Source organism: Pseudomonas sp. Bout1, assembly GCF_034314165.1.
In the GTDB taxonomy this organism is placed as follows: Bacteria; Pseudomonadota; Gammaproteobacteria; order Pseudomonadales; family Pseudomonadaceae; genus Aquipseudomonas.
Genome location: NZ_JAVIWK010000001.1, coordinates 6627042 through 6642138, shown reverse-complemented (window position 1 = coordinate 6642138; position 15097 = coordinate 6627042). Strand labels below are relative to the sequence as shown.

14 protein-coding genes are annotated in these 15097 nt (G+C 61.3%); 10 read left to right on the top strand and 4 right to left on the bottom strand.

Annotation, left to right across the window (positions count from 1 at the left end; all coding sequences use genetic code 11):
• Positions 1–53: 53 nt before the first annotated feature.
• Positions 54–983 carry an SdiA-regulated domain-containing protein gene (locus RGV33_RS30825; protein WP_322148194.1) on the top strand — a complete coding sequence of 310 codons (930 nt, stop codon included), beginning with the start codon at positions 54–56 and terminating at the stop codon, positions 981–983.
• 117 nt (positions 984–1100) lie between these two features.
• Complete coding sequence (locus RGV33_RS30820) at positions 1101–2006, top strand: SdiA-regulated domain-containing protein (RefSeq protein ID WP_322148193.1); 906 nt, start codon at positions 1101–1103, stop codon at positions 2004–2006.
• A 133-nt stretch (positions 2007–2139) separates the two neighbouring features.
• Here RGV33_RS30820 and rpiA read toward each other — a convergent pair whose 3' ends face one another.
• Positions 2140–2811: a ribose-5-phosphate isomerase RpiA gene (gene rpiA / locus RGV33_RS30815; protein ID WP_008438935.1), complete on the bottom strand. Its 672-nt coding sequence runs from the start codon at positions 2809–2811 to the stop codon at positions 2140–2142.
• 136 nt (positions 2812–2947) lie between these two features.
• On the opposite strand from rpiA, the gene ilvA reads away from it, so the two are divergent.
• Together ilvA and RGV33_RS30805 are read left to right on the top strand one after the other, a co-directional pair.
• Positions 2948–4462 carry a threonine ammonia-lyase, biosynthetic gene (ilvA, locus tag RGV33_RS30810; RefSeq protein ID WP_322148191.1) on the top strand — a complete coding sequence of 505 codons (1515 nt, stop codon included), beginning with the start codon at positions 2948–2950 and terminating at the stop codon, positions 4460–4462.
• A 40-nt stretch (positions 4463–4502) separates the two neighbouring features.
• Positions 4503–4916, top strand: coding sequence for a DUF2269 family protein (locus tag RGV33_RS30805; RefSeq protein WP_322148189.1), 414 nt, complete (start codon positions 4503–4505; stop codon positions 4914–4916).
• 120 nt (positions 4917–5036) lie between these two features.
• Here the strand turns inward: RGV33_RS30805 and RGV33_RS30800 are convergent, their stop codons facing one another.
• A complete protein-coding gene (locus RGV33_RS30800; protein WP_322148188.1) occupies positions 5037–5693 on the bottom strand; it encodes an HAD family hydrolase in 657 nt (218 codons plus the stop codon).
• Between the two features lie 143 nt (positions 5694–5836).
• On the opposite strand from RGV33_RS30800, the gene RGV33_RS30795 reads away from it, so the two are divergent.
• Both RGV33_RS30795 and ptsP read left to right on the top strand, forming a co-directional pair.
• Positions 5837–6316: an RNA pyrophosphohydrolase gene (locus RGV33_RS30795; protein WP_003176750.1), complete on the top strand. Its 480-nt coding sequence runs from the start codon at positions 5837–5839 to the stop codon at positions 6314–6316.
• A gap of 22 nt (positions 6317–6338) precedes the next feature.
• Entirely contained in the window at positions 6339–8618 is a 2280-nt protein-coding gene (gene ptsP, locus RGV33_RS30790; protein WP_322148178.1) for a phosphoenolpyruvate--protein phosphotransferase, read from the top strand.
• A gap of 112 nt (positions 8619–8730) precedes the next feature.
• Here the strand turns inward: ptsP and RGV33_RS30785 are convergent, their stop codons facing one another.
• A complete protein-coding gene (locus RGV33_RS30785; RefSeq protein WP_322148176.1) occupies positions 8731–9477 on the bottom strand; it encodes an NRDE family protein in 747 nt (248 codons plus the stop codon).
• Between the two features lie 90 nt (positions 9478–9567).
• Here RGV33_RS30785 and RGV33_RS30780 point away from each other — a divergent pair, with 90 nt between their 5' ends.
• The 3 genes from RGV33_RS30780 (at position 9568) to RGV33_RS30770 (ending at position 12114) form a co-directional block, all read left to right on the top strand.
• The gene (locus RGV33_RS30780) at positions 9568–10350 is read left to right on the top strand and encodes a sulfite exporter TauE/SafE family protein (RefSeq protein ID WP_322148174.1); all 783 of its coding nucleotides are present in this window, start codon (positions 9568–9570) and stop codon (positions 10348–10350) included.
• 66 nt (positions 10351–10416) lie between these two features.
• Entirely contained in the window at positions 10417–11229 is an 813-nt protein-coding gene (lgt, locus tag RGV33_RS30775; protein ID WP_322148172.1) for a prolipoprotein diacylglyceryl transferase, read from the top strand.
• Between the two features lie 51 nt (positions 11230–11280).
• On the top strand, positions 11281–12114 hold the full coding sequence (locus RGV33_RS30770) for a thymidylate synthase (protein ID WP_322148171.1): 834 nt from the start codon (positions 11281–11283) through the stop codon (positions 12112–12114).
• 173 nt (positions 12115–12287) lie between these two features.
• Here RGV33_RS30770 and cadR read toward each other — a convergent pair whose 3' ends face one another.
• Positions 12288–12737 (bottom strand): Cd(II)/Pb(II)-responsive transcriptional regulator, encoded by a 450-nt coding sequence (cadR, locus tag RGV33_RS30765; RefSeq protein WP_017476559.1) that lies wholly within the window; start codon positions 12735–12737, stop codon positions 12288–12290.
• Between the two features lie 85 nt (positions 12738–12822).
• On the opposite strand from cadR, the gene RGV33_RS30760 reads away from it, so the two are divergent.
• Complete coding sequence (locus RGV33_RS30760) at positions 12823–15093, top strand: heavy metal translocating P-type ATPase (RefSeq protein ID WP_322148169.1); 2271 nt, start codon at positions 12823–12825, stop codon at positions 15091–15093.
• Positions 15094–15097: the final 4 nt, after the last annotated feature.

Below are 15097 nucleotides of genomic sequence, written 5' to 3'. Positions count from 1 at the left end.
GCGGGCGTTTTGATCCTGTGCTATCACCTAAAGCTGACTTTCTGGAAAGCGTAATGGCCGTGCCTCTCCCTTCCGTAAAACCCACGCTGCGTTCGCGCTTTGCCATGCGCTGGTATTCCTGGCTGTTCCTGGCCGGCGCGATCATCTATGGCGTTGCCTGGGCGATGCACTGGGACGACCGTGGCTTGCTGTGGGTGGCTGAGGGCTTTGAAACGCCGACCGAGCGCCTGGAAAGCGTGTGGCTTCCGGATTACCACGCGGTGATCGACGCCAAACTGCTGCCCGGCATGGAGAAGGACGAAGCGTCGGACCTGACCTATAACCCACAGACCAAGACCCTGTTCTCGGTCATGGGCAAGAATCCGTTCCTGGTTGAGCTGACGCTGCAAGGCGACGTGCTGCGCAAGATGCCGCTCAACGGCTGGAACAACCCCGAAGGCGTGACCATGATGGAAAACGGCCTGATGGCCGTGGTCGATGAGCGCCAGCACAGCCTGACCATCGTCAAGGTCGACCCGCAGACCCAGCAGTTGAACAAGGCCGACTTCCGGTCTTATGACCTGGGCCCGTCCAAAGACCAGAACAAAGCCTTTGAAGCGGTCACCTGGGACAGGCGCAATCAACAGCTGATCCTCGGTGAAGAGCGGCCACCGGCTTTGTTTACCTGGAAAAGCGACGGCGGCCAGATCCTCACGGGCGACAAGCAAAAGCTCGCCAACACTGAACTGGACATGCGCAACCTCTCGGCGCTGACCGTCGACCCGCGCACCGGCCATCTGCTGGCGCTGTCGGCTGACTCCCATCTGCTGCTGGAACTGGACGAGAAGGGCGAGCAGGTCAGCTTCATGACCTTGCTCGGCGGCTTCAACGGCTTGAAGCGCACCATTCCGCGTGCCGAAGGCGTGACCATGGACGAGCACGGCACGCTGTACATGGTCAGTGAGCCGAACCTGTTCTATCGCTTCGAGAAGCAGGCGCAATAGTTCGATTACGTCAGATTTCTCTCTATCTGCGGCATCCGCCAGACACCCGGGGCGTTTAAGTTTAAATTCAGGCGACCGTGATATTCATTCGCCAGTTTTTACCTGAGCCCCGCCCCGATGCGTCGACTTGCCCACCCCAAACCTGCTTTTTTCATCCTGATCCTGATCGCCCTGGTGGCGTGCGGCGTGGTTGCCCAGCAATTTCGTCTGTTCGAGCGTGCCTGGTTCAACTGGCAGTCGTGGCGCCATCCTGCCGATGAGCGCTCGATTGGCCTGGGGGATTACCGGGTGGCGCTGGAAGCGCAGGTGATCGATGGCCTCAACAATGATGTCTCGGCCCTGACCTTTGATCCGGTGCGCAACAGTCTGTTTACCGTGACCAACAAGAATGCCGAACTGGTGGAACTGTCCCTGGACGGCAAGATCCTGCGGCGCATCGCGCTGGTGGGCTTTGGCGATGCCGAGGCGGTTGAATACATCAGCGACAACACCTACGTCATCAGCGATGAGGGGCAGCAACGGCTGATCAAGGTCCATGTGGATGACGACACCCGGTTCCTGGACGCGGCGGATGCCGAGCAAATGACCCTCGGTGTGCACCTGGGCGGCAACAAGGGGTTCGAAGGCCTGGCCTATGACTCGGTGGGCAAGCGCCTGTTTGTGGCCAAGGAGCGCGACCCGATGCTGATCTACGAGGTGCATGGCTTTCCCCACTTCAAGCCGGAGAAAACCTATTCGGTGCACGTGATCAACAACCCCAAGCGCGATGCCGGGCTGTTTGTGCGCGACCTGTCGAGCCTGCAATACGATGAGCGCAGCGGCCATTTGCTGGCGCTGTCGGATGAGTCATTCCTGGTGCTGGAGCTGGACATCGACGGTCGCCCCTTGAGCAGTTTGTCTTTGCTCAAGGGCCGCCATGGCCTGAAGCAGCGGGTGCCTCAGGCCGAAGGGATCGCCATGGACAACGACGGCACGTTGTACCTGGTCAGTGAGCCGAACTTGTTCTATGTGTTCAAGAAATGAACCCGATCCCAGCCATGGCGAGGATCGAATGTGGGCGCTGGCTTGCCTGCGATGCAGGCGACGCGGTCTTTCAGTAGTTCCGGGGCGATGCCATCGCAGGCAAGCCAGCTCCCACACTGGATCTGTGGTGCTTTTATGCCTTGAGGGTTTTCACGCCTTCCGGGGTGCCCAGCAGCAGTACGTCAGCCGGGCGGGCGGCGAACAGGCCGTTGGTGACTACGCCGACGATGGCGTTGATCTGACGCTCCAGCTCCACCGGGTTGGTGATCTGCATGTTGAACACGTCGATGATGATGTTGCCGTTATCGGTCAACACACCTTCGCGATACACCGGGTCGCCGCCCAGTTTCACCAGCTCGCGGGCCACGTGGCTGCGGGCCATCGGGATCACTTCCACCGGCAGCGGGAAAGCACCGAGTACCGGCACCAGTTTGCTGGCGTCGGCGATGCAGATGAAGGTCTTGGCCACGGCCGCGACGATTTTCTCGCGGGTCAGGGCTGCGCCGCCGCCCTTGATCAGGTTCAGGTGCGCGTCGCTTTCATCGGCGCCGTCGACATAGAACTCCAGGTCGCTGACGGTGTTCAGCTCGTACACCGGAATGCCGTGGCCTTTTAGCCGTGCAGCAGTGGCTTCGGAACTGGCGACCGCGCCGTCGAACGCGCCCTTGTGCAGGGCCAGCGCATCGATAAAGCAATTGGCGGTGGAGCCGGTGCCAACACCGACGATGCTTTTGTCGTCGAGCTTGGGAAGGATTAAATCGACGGCGGCCTGGGCCACTGCCTGTTTGAGTTGATCCTGGGTCATGCGGGCTCCGGAACGGGCGGGGAGTAAAGAGGGGCGCGAGTATAACCCAACAAAACCTCGGTTTTCGTGTGGTCGCCCGGCCAAACGCTGGGTTAGACTCCTTGGCCCTGCCCAACCCGCTCAGTGATGCTTTCCGATGCTTGAACAGTACGTCAAAAAGATCCTCACCTCGCGCGTTTACGACGTTGCCGTAGAAACCCCGCTGCAGACCGCCCGCCAGCTCTCCGAGCGCCTCGGCAACAAGGTCTGGCTCAAGCGCGAAGACTTGCAGCCGGTGTTCTCGTTCAAGATTCGCGGCGCCTACAACAAGCTGACCCAGCTCACCGCTGAAGAGCGTGCGCGCGGCGTGGTCACCGCCTCGGCGGGCAACCACGCCCAGGGCCTGGCCCTGGCGGCCAAGGTGCTGGGGGTCAAGGCCACCATCGTGATGCCCAAGACCACGCCCGAGATCAAGGTCGAAGGCGTGCGCTCCCGGGGCGGCAAAGTGGTGCTGCACGGGGATTCGTTCCCGGAGGCGTTGGCGTATTCGCTGAAGCTGGTCGACGAAAAAGGCTACGTCTATATTCACCCCTACGATGATCCGCACACCATTGCCGGGCAGGGCACCGTGGCGATGGAAATTCTGCGCCAGCACCCGGGGCCGCTGGACGCGATTTTCGTCCCGGTGGGCGGTGGTGGCCTGATCGCTGGTATCGCGGCGTACGTGAAGTACCTGCGGCCCGAGATCAAGATCATTGGCGTCGAGCCAGACGACTCCAACTGCCTGCAAGCCGCCATGGCGGCGGGCGAGCGCGTGGTATTGCCGACCGTGGGCCTCTTCGCCGATGGCGTAGCGGTGGCGCAGATCGGCCAGCACACCTTCGACATCTGCAAGGACTACGTGGATGAAGTGATCACCGTCAGCACCGATGAAATCTGCGCGGCGATCAAGGACATCTACGACGACACCCGCTCCATCACAGAACCTGCTGGCGCCTTGGGCGTGGCCGGGATCAAGAAGTACGTCGAGACCCGTGGCATCACCGGGCAAACCCTGGTGGCGATTGATTCCGGGGCCAACGTCAACTTTGACCGCCTGCGCCATGTGGCCGAGCGCGCCGAGCTGGGTGAAGGCCGCGAAGCCATCATCGCGGTGACCATTCCCGAGAAGCCGGGCAGCTTCAAGGCCTTCTGCGAAGCCGTGGGCAAGCGCCAGATCACCGAATTTAACTACCGCTACCACTCCGGCCGCGAGGCGCACATTTTTGTCGGCGTGCAGACCCACCCGGAAAACGACCCGCGCAGCGCACTGATTGCCAGCCTCACCAGCCAGGGTTTTCCGGTGCTGGACCTGACGGAAAACGAACTGGCCAAGCTGCACATCCGCCATATGGTGGGTGGGCACGCGGCGCACGTCAGCGACGAAGTGGTGTTCCGTTTCGAGTTCCCGGAACGTCCGGGGGCGCTGTTCAACTTCCTCAACAAATTGGGCGGGCGCTGGAACATCTCGATGTTCCACTATCGCAACCACGGCGCCGCCGACGGGCGCGTGGTGGCGGGCCTGCAAGTGCCGGCGGACGAGCGTCACCTGGTGCCGGCGGCGCTGCAGGCCATTGGCTACCCGTACTGGGATGAAAGTGATAACCCGGCCTACCAGCTGTTCCTCGGTTGAGCGACTACGCTGACTGGGTGGCCTTCAAGGAATCGAGAACATGGAAACGCTGACCACCCTTAAAGTGATCCACATCGCGGCCACGGTGTTGCTGCTACTCAGCGGCATCGCGTTGGCGGTGCTGGCCTGGCGCAAACGCAGCGCGGGGCCGGCCTATACCGTGCAGCGCCCGTGGGTGTTTGTGTGGTTGTTGATGGGGATTTGCGTGGTGAGCATGCCGTTCACCGGCTGGTGGCTGGTGCACTTGATCGGCTGGCCGCTGGGGCAAACCTGGATCCTGGGCTCCAGCGTGATCTACACCGTGGCGGCGCTGTGCTGGTTCTGGCTGGTGGTGCGGCTTAACCGGCTACGGTTGGGCGGGACGGGGAGTGCGAACTTTACCCTGGCGCTGGCGGTGGTGAGCCTGGTGGGGTTTGTGGCGATTGCCGGGTTGATGGGTGCCAAACCGGTTTAAGGCTTGAGACCGAGTTGCCTTCATCGCGGGCAAGCCCGGCTCCCACATTGGGCTGTGTTCACAAATCAAAATGTGTGAATACATTCAAGTGTGGGAGCTGGCTTGCCTGCGATGGCGTCATCAGCCGCGCAGGCTAATCACCGGCCAGCCACGCTTCTCTGCCTCAGCCCGCAGATTCGGATCCGGATCCACCGCCACTGCATGCGCTACCTGCTCCAGCAACGGCAGGTCATTCATCGAGTCGCTATAGAAGTAGCTGTCCTCCAGGCTATACCCGGTCTCTTCCAGCCAACGATTCAAGCGCGTCACCTTGCCCTCGCGAAAGCACGGGATATCCGTACTGCGCCCGGTGTAACGGCCACCTTGCATCTCGCATTCGGTGGCAATCAGGGTTTCAACCCCCAGCCGCTCGGCAATTGGCGCGGTCACAAAGCGGTTGGTCGCGGTAATGATGACCAACTTGTCACCCGCCGCACGGTGCCTGGCCAGCAGCTCAACCGCCTGGGGCAGCATGATTGGCTCAATGCAGTCGCGCATGTAGTCGCGGTGCCATTCATCCAGCTGGGCCATCTCGGTGCGGCCGAGGATTTCCAGGCAGAAGTTCAGGTATTCGGCGTTATCCAGCTTGCCGGCCAGGTAATCCTGGTAAAACTCATCGTTGCGGGCCTTGTAGGCCACCGCGTCGAGAATCCCGCGTTCACAGAGGTAATCGCCCCAGGCGTGATCGCTGTCACCCCCCAAAAGCGTGTTGTCCAAGTCGAATAAAGCCAGGCGCATTGCAGTTACTCGCTGAAAAGTCTGTAAAAAGGCGTCCAGAATACGGTCTTTTCACAAGAGTGCACATAAGGTAAGCAGCCTCGTTGCCGCTGTATCAATCTTTGTGGAACAATGCGGTGACATGCGTTTGCGAGGTTGTTGCCGTGATCGACCCCGATGGTTTCCGTCCTAATGTCGGGATTATTCTTACGAATGATGCCGGACAGGTGCTATGGGCTCGCCGTATCAACCAAGATGCCTGGCAGTTTCCTCAAGGCGGAATCAACCCCGACGAAACCCCTGAAGACGCCTTGTACCGTGAGTTGAACGAAGAAGTAGGCCTGGAACGTGAAGATGTGCAAATTCTGGCCTGTACCCGAGGCTGGTTGCGCTATCGTTTGCCGCAACGTCTGGTGCGTACCCACAGCCAACCGCTGTGCATCGGCCAGAAACAGAAATGGTTTCTCCTGCGCCTGATCTCCAACGAGCAGCGGGTGCGGATGGATTTGACCGGTAAACCGGAGTTCGATGGCTGGCGCTGGGTCAGTTATTGGTATCCGTTGGGCCAGGTGGTGACATTCAAGCGCGAGGTTTATCGTCGCGCTCTTAAAGAGCTTGCCCCGCGCCTTTTAGCGCGCGACTGACGACGGAGTTCGACCCCGAGCCATGCTCAATACGCTGCGCAAGATCGTCCAGGAAGTTAACTCCGCCAAGGATCTCAAGGCGGCGTTGGGGATTATTGTGTTGCGCGTCAGGGAAGCCATGGGCAGCCAGGTCTGCTCGGTTTACCTGCTGGACCCCGAGACCAACCGTTTTGTCCTGATGGCCACCGAGGGCCTGAACAAGCGCTCTATCGGCAAGGTCAGCATGGCGCCCAATGAAGGTCTGGTGGGCCTGGTGGGGACGCGTGAAGAACCCCTGAACCTCGAAAACGCGGCCGATCACCCGCGTTATCGCTACTTTGCCGAAACCGGCGAAGAGCGCTATGCCTCGTTCCTCGGTGCACCGATCATTCACCACCGCCGCGTTGTCGGCGTGTTGGTCATCCAGCAAAAAGAACGCCGCCAGTTCGACGAAGGTGAAGAAGCCTTCCTTGTGACCATGAGCGCGCAGCTCGCCGGGGTTATCGCCCACGCCGAGGCCACGGGCTCGATTCGCGGCCTGGGGCGTCAGGGCAAGGGCATCCAGGAAGCCAAGTTCGTCGGTGTGCCGGGCTCGCCAGGGGCTGCCGTCGGTACCGCCGTGGTCATGCTGCCGCCCGCCGACCTGGACGTGGTGCCGGACAAGACCGTCACCGACATCGACGCTGAAATCATCCTGTTCAAGACCGCCCTCGAGGGCGTGCGCAATGACATGCGCACCCTGTCGACCAAGCTGGCCACCCAGCTGCGGCCTGAAGAGCGGGCGTTGTTCGACGTGTACCTGATGATGCTCGACGACGCGTCCCTGGGCAGCGAAGTCAAAGACGTGATCAAGACCGGCCAGTGGGCCCAGGGCGCCCTGCGCCAAGTGGTCACCGATCACGTCAACCGCTTTGAATTGATGGACGACGCCTACCTGCGCGAACGCGCCTCGGACGTCAAAGACCTCGGTCGCCGTCTGCTGGCCTACCTGCAGGAAGAGCGCTCGACCACGCTGGTGTACCCCGACAACACCATCCTGATCAGTGAAGAACTGACCGCCACCATGCTTGGCGAAGTGCCGGAAGGCAAACTGGTGGGCCTGGTCTCGGTATTGGGCTCGGGCAACTCCCACGTCGCGATCCTGGCCCGGGCCATGGGCATCCCGACGGTGATGGGCCTGGTGGACCTGCCGTATTCCAAGGTCGACGGCATCGAAATGATCGTCGACGGCTACCACGGCGAGGTCTACACCAACCCCAGCGAATTGCTGCGCAAGCAATACGCCGAAGTGGTGGAAGAAGAACGCCAGCTATCCCAGGGCCTCGACGCCCTGCGCGAACTGCCGTGCGTGACCCTCGACGGCCATCGCGTGCCGCTGTTGGTGAACACCGGCCTGCTGGCGGACGTGGCGCGTGCGCAACAGCGCGGCGCCGAAGGTGTAGGGCTGTACCGCACCGAAGTGCCGTTCATGATCAACCAGCGTTTTCCGAGTGAGAAGGAGCAGCTGGCGATTTATCGCGAGCAACTGTCCGCCTTCCATCCGTTACCAGTGACCATGCGCAGCCTGGACATTGGCGGCGATAAGTCACTGTCGTATTTCCCGATCAAGGAAGACAACCCCTTCCTTGGCTGGCGCGGTATTCGCGTGACCCTCGACCACCCTGAAATCTTCCTCGTCCAGACCCGCGCCATGCTCAAGGCCAGCGAAGGCCTGAACAACCTGCGCATCCTGCTGCCGATGATCTCCGGCACCCACGAGCTGGAAGAAGCCCTGCACCTGATCCACCGGGCCTGGGGCGAAGTGCGCGATGAAGGCGCCGACGTGCCGATGCCGCCGATTGGCGTGATGATCGAGATTCCGGCGGCGGTGTACCAGGCCAAAGAGCTGGCGCGGCAGGTGGACTTCCTGTCGGTGGGCTCCAACGACCTGACCCAGTACCTGCTGGCCGTGGACCGCAACAACCCGCGGGTGGCCGACCTCTACGACTACCTGCACCCGGCGGTGCTGCAAGCCTTGCAGAACGTGGTGCGCGACGCCCATGCCGAAGGCAAGCAAGTGAGTATCTGCGGCGAGATGGCCGGTGACCCGGCGGCGGCAGTGCTGTTGATGGCGATGGGCTTTGACAGCCTGTCGATGAACGCCACCAACTTGCCAAAAGTGAAATGGATGCTGCGCCAGATCAACCTGAGCCGGGCCAAGGAACTGCTGGCGGAGTTGATGACCATCGACAACCCGCAAGTTATCCACAGCTCGCTGCAATTGGCGCTGAAGAACCTTGGGTTGGCGCGGATGATCAACCCGGCGTCTGCAAAAACCTTATAGAGGGGTGATGCGTACGTAGCAGCTGTCGAGCCTTGGCGAGGCTGCGTTAGCGGTGTGCCTGACACACCGCGGACGCAGCCTCGCCAAGGCTCGACAGCTGCTACGTGAGTAATTAGACCTTCAGTTCCACCTCGCCCAGCCTGCCGCCATGGGGCCCAAAACTGCGCTCCACGATATGCCGTGTGCCGTCGGCATTCACAATCAGCGCCGTGCTGGCCCGCGTCCCGTAGCTGGGGCTGGCAATAAACACGCTCGACAACAGACTCTCTGTCGCCAAGCCCACGCCGGTATCCGGCAGGTCGGCAAACGGCGCGGTCTGCGGGTCGCTCAAAATCCGCAGCAAGGCGTCAGGTTGGGGGTTTTCCAGCACTTGCTCGAGCGCCGCCCTGGCCTTCAGCAATTTTGGCCACGGCGTATCCAACCCCGCATTGGATAACCCGTAAACCCCGGCTTCCAGTCGCGTCGGTGCCGACTCATTGGCGTTGTAATGCCACAGCTCATCCCGCGTACCCACCAGCAGGTTAAACCCGGCATATTCAATTGACCTGCCGTTAACGTCGGCCAAATAGTCGTCAATCGGCAACGAACCACTGAGAAAGCGCGCCACCAACTCGCCCCGCGACTTGCGTGCCGGCGGCTGGTGCGGGTCACGAATATTGGTCAGCGCCGCAAAGCGCCCATCCGCGCCGACGCCCAGCCAGGTCCCACCCGCTTCCTGGTCCCTTCCTGCGTAAACATGGGGCACATCCAGCCACTGGGCCAACGGCAGACTGGGCCGTGCATAAAACTCATCGCGGTTGGCCGCGAGGATCAGCGGCTGGGCATGGCCCGGCCGCCAGGCGAAAACAATCAGGCACATAAGGCGATCCCTTTGTGTTTTTGCCCACTCTACCCATAGAACCCTGTGCTTTGCATCCGTTAACATGCCGGTCTGTTTTCGAGGGCTCCCATGGAATTTCTGCTGTATTTACTGCTGGGTTCCTGTGCGGGCATGCTCGCCGGGCTGTTTGGCGTGGGCGGCGGGATCATTATTGTGCCGGTGCTGGTGTTCAGTTTTACCTTGCAGGGCTTTGATCCCTCGGTGCTGACCCACCTCGCTGTCGGCACGTCCCTGGCGTCTATTATTTTCACGTCGGTTAATGCGGTGCGCGAGCATCACCGGCGAGGCGCGGTGCGCTGGCCGATCTTTGTGTGGATGGCCGTGGGCATCCTGATGGGCGCGGGCGTCGGTGCACTGACCGCCGAAGCGATTTCCGGGCCGCATTTGCAGAAGATCATCGGTGTGTTTGCCCTGGTGATCGCCCTGCAGATGACCCTGGAGCTCAAGCCCAAGGCCAGCCGCCAGGTACCGGGCAAATTCGGCCTGACCCTGGCGGGCAGTGTGATTGGCTGGTCTTCGGCAATTTTCGGCACCGGCGGCGGTTCGTTGACCGTGCCGTTCCTGACCTGGCGCAGCGTGCCGATGCAGCAGGCGGTGGCCACTTCGTCGGCCTGTGGCTTGCCAATCGCCCTGGCGAGTGCGCTAAGTTTCATGATTTTGGGCTGGCATGATCCGCTGCTGCCCGATCATAGTCTCGGTTTTGTGTATTTGCCGGCACTGCTGGGCATTGCCCTGACCAGTATGGTGGCGGCCCGTTTCGGCGCGCGACTGGCGCACCGGTTGTCGCCGCGCTTGCTCAAGCGGCTGTTCGCCGGGCTGCTGTTTTGCGTAGGGCTGAATTTTTTGCTGTAACGCAGGCTTAATCGCGCACCGGCATGGTCCGATGCGCCATGACTATTGATTTAACGAGGAGTCGCAATGCTGCCTTACCCGCAGATCAACCCGGTGGCCGTGGCCATCGGTCCGCTGCAAATCCACTGGTACGGGTTGATGTACCTGATCGGCATCGGCGGTGCCTGGTTTCTGGCTTCCCGGCGCCTGAACCGTTTCGACCCGACCTGGACCAAGGAGAAACTCTCCGACATGGTGTTCTGGATGTCGATGGGAGTCATCGTCGGCGGACGCCTGGGGTATGTGCTGTTCTACGACCTGCCAGCCTACATTGCCAACCCGACGCTGATCTTCGAGGTGTGGAAGGGCGGCATGGCGTTCCACGGCGGGTTTGTGGGCGTGATGATCGCTGCCTGGTGGTTTGGCCGGCGTAACGGCAAGTCGTTCTTCCAACTGATGGACTTTGTCGCACCGTTTGTGCCGATTGGCCTGGGTGCCGGGCGCATCGGTAACTTTATCAACGCCGAATTGTGGGGCAAGCCGAGCGACGTGCCGTGGGCTATGGTGTTCCCGCCGTTCAGCGACCCGACGCAATTGCCGCGCCACCCTTCGCAGCTCTACCAGTTCGCCCTGGAAGGCGTGGCGCTGTTCCTGATCCTCTATATCTTCTCGCGCAAGCCACGCCCAACCATGGCGGTGTCGGGCATGTTCGCGTTGTTCTACGGGATCTTCCGCTTTATCGTCGAGTTCGTGCGGGTGCCGGATGCGCAACTGGGCTACCTGGCGTGGGGCTGGGTGACCATGGGTCAGATTCTCAGCCTGCCGATGATCATCGCCGGCCTGGGCCTGCTGTGGTGGGCTTACAATCGCCCGCAAGGCATCAAGAACACCGCGCTTTAAATTCGAACGCCGGGGCCCGAGGGTCCCGGCTTCAACGATACAGGTATACACATGAAGCAATATCTCGAACTACTGAACGATGTCGTGACCAATGGACTGACCAAGGGCGATCGCACCGGCACCGGCACCAGGGCCGTGTTTGCCCGTCAGTTTCGGCATAGCTTGGCCGACGGCTTTCCGCTGCTGACCACCAAGAAGCTTCACTTCAAAAGCATCGCCAACGAATTGATCTGGATGTTGAGCGGCAACACCAACATCAAGTGGCTGAATGAAAACGGGGTAAAGATCTGGGACGAGTGGGCCACCGAAGACGGCGACCTGGGTCCGGTCTACGGCGAGCAGTGGACGGCCTGGCCGACCAAGGACGGCGGCAAGATCAACCAGATCGACTACATGGTCGAGACGTTGAAGACCAACCCCAACAGCCGCCGCATCCTGTTCCATGGCTGGAATGTCGAGTACCTGCCGGACGAGACCAAAAGCCCGCAGCAGAACGCCCGCGACGGCAAGCAGGCGCTGCCGCCGTGCCACCTGCTGTACCAGGCTTTCGTGCACGACGGTCACCTGTCGATGCAGTTGTACATCCGCAGCTCCGATGTATTCCTCGGCCTGCCTTACAACACCGCGGCCCTGGCGCTGCTGACCCATATGCTGGCCCAGCAATGCGACCTGATCCCCCACGAAATCATCGTGACCACGGGCGACACCCACGCCTACAGCAACCATATGGAACAGATCCAGACCCAGCTGGCGCGCACGCCGAAGAAGCTGCCGGAACTGGTGATCAAGCGTAAGCCCGAGTCGATCTACGATTACACATTCGAAGACTTTGAAATCGTGGGCTATGACGCCGACCCGAGCATCAAGGCTGACGTAGCGATCTGAGACCGCAGTGTCTGCATCGCAGGCAAGCCAGCTCCCACAGTTAAGATGCATTCCCCTGTGGGAGCGGGCAGCGCAGTGCCTGCATCGCAGGCAAGCCAGCTCCCAAAGTTAAGATGCATTCCCCTGTGGGAGCGGGCTTGCCCGCGATGGCGCCCGCTCAAGCGCCACACTTCTCAATGGCCATGGCTTCTGCCCACATGCGAGGGTTCAGCCTCGCTGGCCGCGACACTCCCGCTGACCTCCAGCCGCTGCAAAATCCCGCACTGATCCAGATCCGGCCCGCCGCCACAGCGTTGGCGCAGGTCGAGCAACTGTTCCTGTAACGCCAGCAACCCGTCGATCCGCGCTTTCACGTGGTGGATATGCTCGTCGATCAACGCATTCACGCTTTCGCACTGGTCCTGCGGGCTGTCCCGCAGGCCCAACAGGCTGCGAATCTCCTCAAGGGTCATGTCCAAACTGCGGCAGTTGCGGATAAACACCAGCCGTTCGGTGTGCGCCTGGGTGTACAGCCGGTAATTACCGTCACTGCGCGCAGGCGGCGGCAGCAAGCCTTCCTTCTCGTAGTAACGGATGGTTTCCACCTGGCAATCCGTCAATTTTGCCAATTCGCCGATCTTCATCGCAGCAATCTCCAAAAGGGTGCTTGACCCTATAGTGGCTACAGGGTCTTTACTTGGCAACAGGCACCTTTACGGACGCGACACAATGAGCGATTCCATCCATACCCCGCACAAGCACGACCATGATCATGACCACGCGCACGATCACGGCCCCAAGCTCAAACCTGTGCACAAGCACGACCATGGCAGCCATGGCGATTCCTGCTGTTCCAGCAAGGCCGCGCCTGCCTTGGTGAAGCTGACCGAAGCCCCGACGGCGGGCTCGCGGTTGAGCACCTTCCGCATCGAAGCCATGGACTGCCCCACCGAGCAGACGCTGATCCAGAACAAACTGGGCAAGCTCGCCGGCGTGCAGCAACTGGAATTCAACCTGATCAACCGCATCCTCGGCGTCACGCATGACTTGCCGAGCACCGCGCCGATCGTCGACGCCATCAAATCCCTCGGCATGCAGGCTGATCCCATTGAGGAAGGCGTAGCCCCGGCCGAGCCGCCTGCCAAGAAACACTGGTGGCCGCTGGCCGTGTCCGGCGTCGGCGCCTTGGGTGCCGAAGTGCTGCACTTCACCAACGCCGCGCCGACCTGGGTGATTGCCCTGGTCGCGCTGATCTCGATCTTCAGCGGCGGCCTTACCACTTACAAAAAGGGCTGGATCGCCCTGAAAAACCTCAACCTGAACATCAACGCCCTGATGAGCATCGCCGTGACCGGCGCGATCCTGATCGGCCAGTGGCCAGAAGCCGCAATGGTGATGTTCCTGTTTACCGTGGCCGAACTGATCGAAGCCAAGTCCCTTGACCGCGCTCGCAACGCCATCAGCGGCTTGATGCAGATGACCCCGGAGCAGGCCACGGTCCGTCAGGCTGACGGCAGTTGGGTTGAACAGGAGGTTAAAGTTATCGAACTGGGCGCCATCGTGCGGGTTCGTCCCGGCGAGCGCATTGGCCTGGACGGTGAAGTCACCTCGGGCCAGTCCACCCTCGACCAGGCGCCGATCACCGGAGAAAGCCTGCCGATTGAAAAGACCGTGGGCGACAAGGTCTTCGCCGGCACCATCAACCAGGCCGGCTCCCTGGAATACAAAGTCACCGCCGCCGCCAACAACTCGACCCTGGCGCGGATCATCCACGCCGTGGAACAGGCCCAAGGCGCCCGCGCCCCAACCCAGCGGTTTGTCGACACCTTTGCCAAGGTCTACACCCCGGCGGTGTTCATCTTCGCCTTGGGTGTGGCGCTGATTCCGCCACTGTTCATGGCCGGCGCCTGGTTTGAATGGATCTACCGCGCGCTGGTATTGCTGGTCGTCGCCTGCCCGTGTGCGCTGGTGATTTCCACCCCGGTGACCATCGTCAGTGGCCTGGCTGCCGCGGCACGCAAAGGCATCCTGATCAAGGGCGGCGTGTACCTGGAGGGCGGTTACAAGCTCGACTACCTGGCCCTCGACAAGACCGGCACCATCACCCACGGTAAACCGGTGCAAACCGATTACCTGGCGTTGTTCCCGAACCTGGAAGACAGCGCGCCCGCGCTGGCTGCAAGCCTCGCCGGCCGCTCTGACCACCCGGTGTCTTTGGCTATCGCCAACGCCGCTGTGGATAAAAACCTCACCGTTCACCCTGTGGATAACTTCGAAGCCCTGACCGGCCGCGGTGTGAAGGGCGAAATCAACGGCGAAACCTACTACTTGGGCAACCACCGCCTGGTGGAAGACCTGAACCTGTGCTCGCCGGCCCTTGAAGAAAAACTCTTCGCCCTGGAAAAACAAGGCAAGTCCGTGGTCCTGCTGCTGGACAAGTCCGGCCCGCTGGCGCTGTTCGCCGTGGCCGACACGGTCAAAGACACCAGCCGCGAAGCCATCCAGCAGTTGCATGACCTGGGCATCAAGACCCTGATGCTCACCGGCGACAACACCCACACCGCCAAGGCAATCGCCGATCAGGTCGGCATCGACCAGGCCCAGGGCGACCTGCTGCCCACTGACAAGCTGCAAGCCATCGAAGCGCTGTACGCCAAGGGCTACCGGGTCGGCATGGTCGGCGACGGCATCAACGACGCCCCGGCGCTGGCCCGTTCCGAGATCGGGTTTGCCATGGCCGCCGCCGGTACCGACACCGCCATCGAGACCGCCGACGTGGCCTTGATGGATGACGACCTGCGCAAGATTCCGGCATTCATTCGGCTGTCGCGGCAAACGTCGAGTATCCTCAAGCAAAACATCGCGCTGGCCCTGGTGATCAAGGCGATCTTCCTGGCGGTGACCTTCCTCGGAATGGCCACCATGTGGATGGCGGTGTTCGCCGACATGGGCGTGAGCCTGCTGGTGGTGTTCAATGGTCTGCGCCTGTTGCGCAAATAGTCGA

What these genes read in the sequence shown, in the direction of transcription:
- RGV33_RS30825 (WP_322148194.1), top strand. Translation starts at nt 54, where the DNA reads ATGGCCGTGCCTCTCCCTTCCGTAAAACCCACGCTGCGTTCGCGCTTT.
- RGV33_RS30820 (WP_322148193.1), top strand. Translation starts at nt 1,101, where the DNA reads ATGCGTCGACTTGCCCACCCCAAACCTGCTTTTTTCATCCTGATCCTG.
- rpiA (WP_008438935.1), bottom strand. Translation starts at nt 2,811, where the DNA reads ATGACCCAGGATCAACTCAAACAGGCAGTGGCCCAGGCCGCCGTCGAT.
- ilvA (WP_322148191.1), top strand. Translation starts at nt 2,948, where the DNA reads ATGCTTGAACAGTACGTCAAAAAGATCCTCACCTCGCGCGTTTACGAC.
- RGV33_RS30805 (WP_322148189.1), top strand. Translation starts at nt 4,503, where the DNA reads ATGGAAACGCTGACCACCCTTAAAGTGATCCACATCGCGGCCACGGTG.
- RGV33_RS30800 (WP_322148188.1), bottom strand. Translation starts at nt 5,693, where the DNA reads ATGCGCCTGGCTTTATTCGACTTGGACAACACGCTTTTGGGGGGTGAC.
- ptsP (WP_322148178.1), top strand. Translation starts at nt 6,339, where the DNA reads ATGCTCAATACGCTGCGCAAGATCGTCCAGGAAGTTAACTCCGCCAAG.
- RGV33_RS30785 (WP_322148176.1), bottom strand. Translation starts at nt 9,477, where the DNA reads ATGTGCCTGATTGTTTTCGCCTGGCGGCCGGGCCATGCCCAGCCGCTG.
- RGV33_RS30780 (WP_322148174.1), top strand. Translation starts at nt 9,568, where the DNA reads ATGGAATTTCTGCTGTATTTACTGCTGGGTTCCTGTGCGGGCATGCTC.
- lgt (WP_322148172.1), top strand. Translation starts at nt 10,417, where the DNA reads ATGCTGCCTTACCCGCAGATCAACCCGGTGGCCGTGGCCATCGGTCCG.
- RGV33_RS30770 (WP_322148171.1), top strand. Translation starts at nt 11,281, where the DNA reads ATGAAGCAATATCTCGAACTACTGAACGATGTCGTGACCAATGGACTG.
- cadR (WP_017476559.1), bottom strand. Translation starts at nt 12,737, where the DNA reads ATGAAGATCGGCGAATTGGCAAAATTGACGGATTGCCAGGTGGAAACC.
- RGV33_RS30760 (WP_322148169.1), top strand. Translation starts at nt 12,823, where the DNA reads ATGAGCGATTCCATCCATACCCCGCACAAGCACGACCATGATCATGAC.